Raw genomic sequence first — 3,484 nt, 5'->3', positions numbered from 1 at the left:
CGGGCGAGGGCTCCCTCTCTCCAGAGGTGTGAAAATTCCGGTGCCACTCGGCCGATAGCCCCACCGGTACAGAGCAACACGATGGCTCGTTGCCGCACCAATTGCGAGACCACAACAGCTGACATCTCATCCAGGTCCTCGACATTATCGACAAAGAGAACAACCGTGCGGCCCGCAGCCTGGTCTGCCAGATGCCTGCCCAGCTCCTGCAACACGAACATTGGATGCGTCAAATCCTGATGGTCCAGTTCGCTGAGGAGAACTCCGAGTGCCCCGTAGGGCACCTCCGATACTGCCGGCGTCGCCCGAATCCGAAATGTCAGAGTTGATTCGTGGATCTGCCCGAGCGCCTGATTCGCCAGACTTGTCTTCCCCAAACCGGGGCCTCCAAGCAAGATGACGCTTCGGGCCGCTTTTAGATGGGATGCAGTGTCCTCTACGAGGGCCCTGCGCCCAATGAACGACCAAGATTTATATTCCGGAGACATGATTGGAATATTCCTATAGCGACCTTGGAAAAACCTGCGTCGGAAAGAAGGCTCGCGGCAATTTGAGTCATGCCGCAAGCCTTCCCTTCTTACCGAGTGGTCAAAATTGCGCTGAGTTCGAATCCTATGTCGGGTGTCCTGCGGTAATTCAAGTGCGTTTCCGCCGCAATTGTGTTGGTCCCCGTCACCAGCAGCTCCGCCGGAATCTCCACTTCAACAGGATTGGCTGTGGCGAAGGACCACCTGTGCGCGGACGAGGCAAAGGTCAGATGCGTAATTTCTCCCGTCGGCATGTTACGGCGGGCAACCTCGGTCCCGTTGACGTAGATAACGACGCCGTCATCAGCGAATGATTTCACGTTCAATTTTACAGCCTTGGAGGCATCATCAACGTTGAACGTTCGACTGAAGTAAGCCGCCCGCGGCCGCTCTGTGGCCGGTCCGGCGATGTCAATATTGGTTGCTATGTCGGTAGAGCCAAATCCTAGAACCGCGGGGCCAGTTTGCCAGGCGGAGGTGTCAAAGCCCCGTTCCTTCCAGTCCGCTGGAGGTGCGCCGGTTTCGAACCGCCACGCCCAATCCGAGCCCGTCTGGACGGCCACCTGCTCCACCGGCGGAGCAGGTTCTGTAGCCGTTACCTCCGCAGTCCTCACATTGGTGGCCCCTTCGTTGTCGGTGACCGTCAAGGTAACGGAATAGGTGCCGGCGGCTGCGTAAGTATGCGTGGCGGTTGCACCCGTATCACTGGCACCATCACCAAAATCCCAGTTGTAGGAGGAGATAGTTCCATCAGGATCGGTAGAGGCGGAACCATCCGCCGCAACGGTAAGATCCGTCATCGGTGCTGAAAATTCAGCCACGGGAGCTTGATTGGGAGGCGGAGGTACATCCGCGCCAATCCGGTAGTGTTGTGCCACTTCCTCGGAGCTGAGTGCAGCCTTATAGACAGCGGCTTCGTCGAGCGTCCCTTTGAAGAAGTTGCTGGTAGCCCCTGACCAGACCCGGTCTCCACCGAGACGCCAATAGCCGGCGTAACTCTGTGCCGACGTCTGCGGATTGGTACCAGCCATAACTCCATCGACATACAAGACCATGCCTTGGTCCGACTGGGTGGCAACCACATGGTGCCACGAATTGTCGTTATACGACCCAGGGGTCGTGATCGTATTCTCCTGGCCGGTATAGGTTCCGAAGAGCAACGTCCCATCATCGCGCATGTAGATATGCCGGTCGTAGTTAGTCGACAGACCGGTCGCGGCGTTCCCAAAGCCGATCAGCTTTCCACCCTGGGTGGTGTCCGTCTTGAACCAGGTTTCGAGCGAATAGACAGTGGGGTTGGTGGTAATCGTTCGATTTGCGGTGAAATCGTCAACCCCATCAAAAGCGGCGGCCTTGTCGCTGTTTCCAGCCAGTGCCCCGTCTGAGCCCAAGGTAACCCCGCCGTTGTAGTCAGCCGTGTTGAATGTTCCACTGTAATCGGCCACGACGGTGCCGGAGGCGTCATTCAGTCGCCAGTAAGCAGCGGGATCCGCCGCATAAACAGCGGCACCGTAGTTATCCGTCGGCTCTGCGAACACAGGCGGTTCCTCATCCGCCCCCAGGGAATAGTGCCGGGCCACTTGCAGTCCGGTAAGTGCCCCGTTATAGACGGCAACTTCATCTATAGCCCCATCCAGGTACGGGCTGCTGGAGCCCCAAGTGGTGTCTCCGCCGACCCGCCAGTAACCCGTGTAGTCCTGTGCCGCGGTCTGCGGGTGCGTCCCTACCCGCTGACCGTCAACGTAGAGAACCATGCCGTCACCGGACTGCGTGGCAGTCATATGGTGCCAGCCGCCATCGTTGTAGCTGGCCGGCGTGGTGATCGTGTTCATCGCCCCGGTCCATACACCGAATACAAGCTTGCCGTCGTCCTGCATATAAACATGGCGGTCATAGCTGGAGGACAAACCGGAAGCCTGGTTTCCGAAACCGATCAGTTTTCCGCCTCGGGTTGTCGTGGTGTTGAACCACAGTTCGAGCGAATAATTGGATGGATTAGTGTATGCCTTGTCACCGGCTACGAGCCCGGATGAACCATCAAAGTCCGCCGCCGAATCATCTACTCCTGCCAGCGCTCCGGCCGCTCCCTGAGTGACGGAGCCGGAATACGTCCCCGGACTCAGCGACGTGCTTGAGTCCTTGGCCACCGGCCCTGTCGGCTCGCCAAGTCGCCAGTACAGGTCCGGCCCGTCCTCGTAAACTGCCGCACCATAAGCATCAGCAGGAGCCGGCTGGATAATAGTTACGGTTTTGGTCAGGCTCGCGAGCTCTCCGCCATCGTCCGTAACGACCAACCGAACGTCATATTCGCCTGCTGCGCTGAAGGTATGAGACGCGGTGGCACCGGTACCGGAGCCGCCATCCCCGAAGTCCCATGCGTAGTTGGCGATCGTGCCGTCGTCGCTGGATCCCGACGCATCGACATTGACCCGCATGCCGTCAACCGTTGCGCTGAATTCAGGCACCGGCGCGGCGTTTCCACCGGAGGCGGCAATCACCGGCGTACTGGCCGAGAGGTTTCCGGCCGGGTCCACAGCCCGGATGAAGTACCGGTTTTCACCGTCTTTGGGCACTACTGCACTACGTGTGGACGTTGTCGCGATCACACGGTCATTGCGGAGGACCTGGTAGGAGACGTTCCCGCCGTTATCCGTTGAGGCGCCCCAGGCAAGGCGGACCGTGGTCGCGCCATCCAAAGACTTCGTCAGGTCGGTAGGCGCGCTGGGTGCGGCGGAATCGGTTTGCGGGAACCGGGCGAATCCGCCCGCCCACTTGCTCTGCGAACTCGGTGTGGCTGCCCTGGTCAAGTCGCCGCCTGCCCAGAGTGTGCCATTACCATCGACCGCAGACGCCCACACGCCGGATCCCCGGCGTGTGTTGATAGTCGGTGTGAAGCCGGGAATGACCTCCCCGGTGGACGCGTCCCATGCCGCGATCCAGCCGATGGCGTCGGCTTG

2 protein-coding genes are annotated in these 3,484 nt (G+C 59.7%); both read right to left on the bottom strand.

The genetic code is table 11. The features are described from left to right. Positions 1 to 488, bottom strand: a 488-nt coding sequence (locus Y707_RS0116465) for an ATP-binding protein (RefSeq protein WP_026535889.1), incomplete at its 3' end; no start/stop codon positions are given. Between the two features lie 89 nt (positions 489 to 577). Further along, the coding region (locus tag Y707_RS29150; protein ID WP_026535888.1) for a LamG-like jellyroll fold domain-containing protein at positions 578 to 3,484 on the bottom strand (2,907 nt) is incomplete at its 5' end.

This window comes from Arthrobacter sp. H14, assembly GCF_000520495.1.
Taxonomy (GTDB): domain Bacteria; phylum Actinomycetota; class Actinomycetes; order Actinomycetales; family Micrococcaceae; genus Arthrobacter_C.
This window is presented reverse-complemented; position numbering and strand designations above follow the sequence as displayed.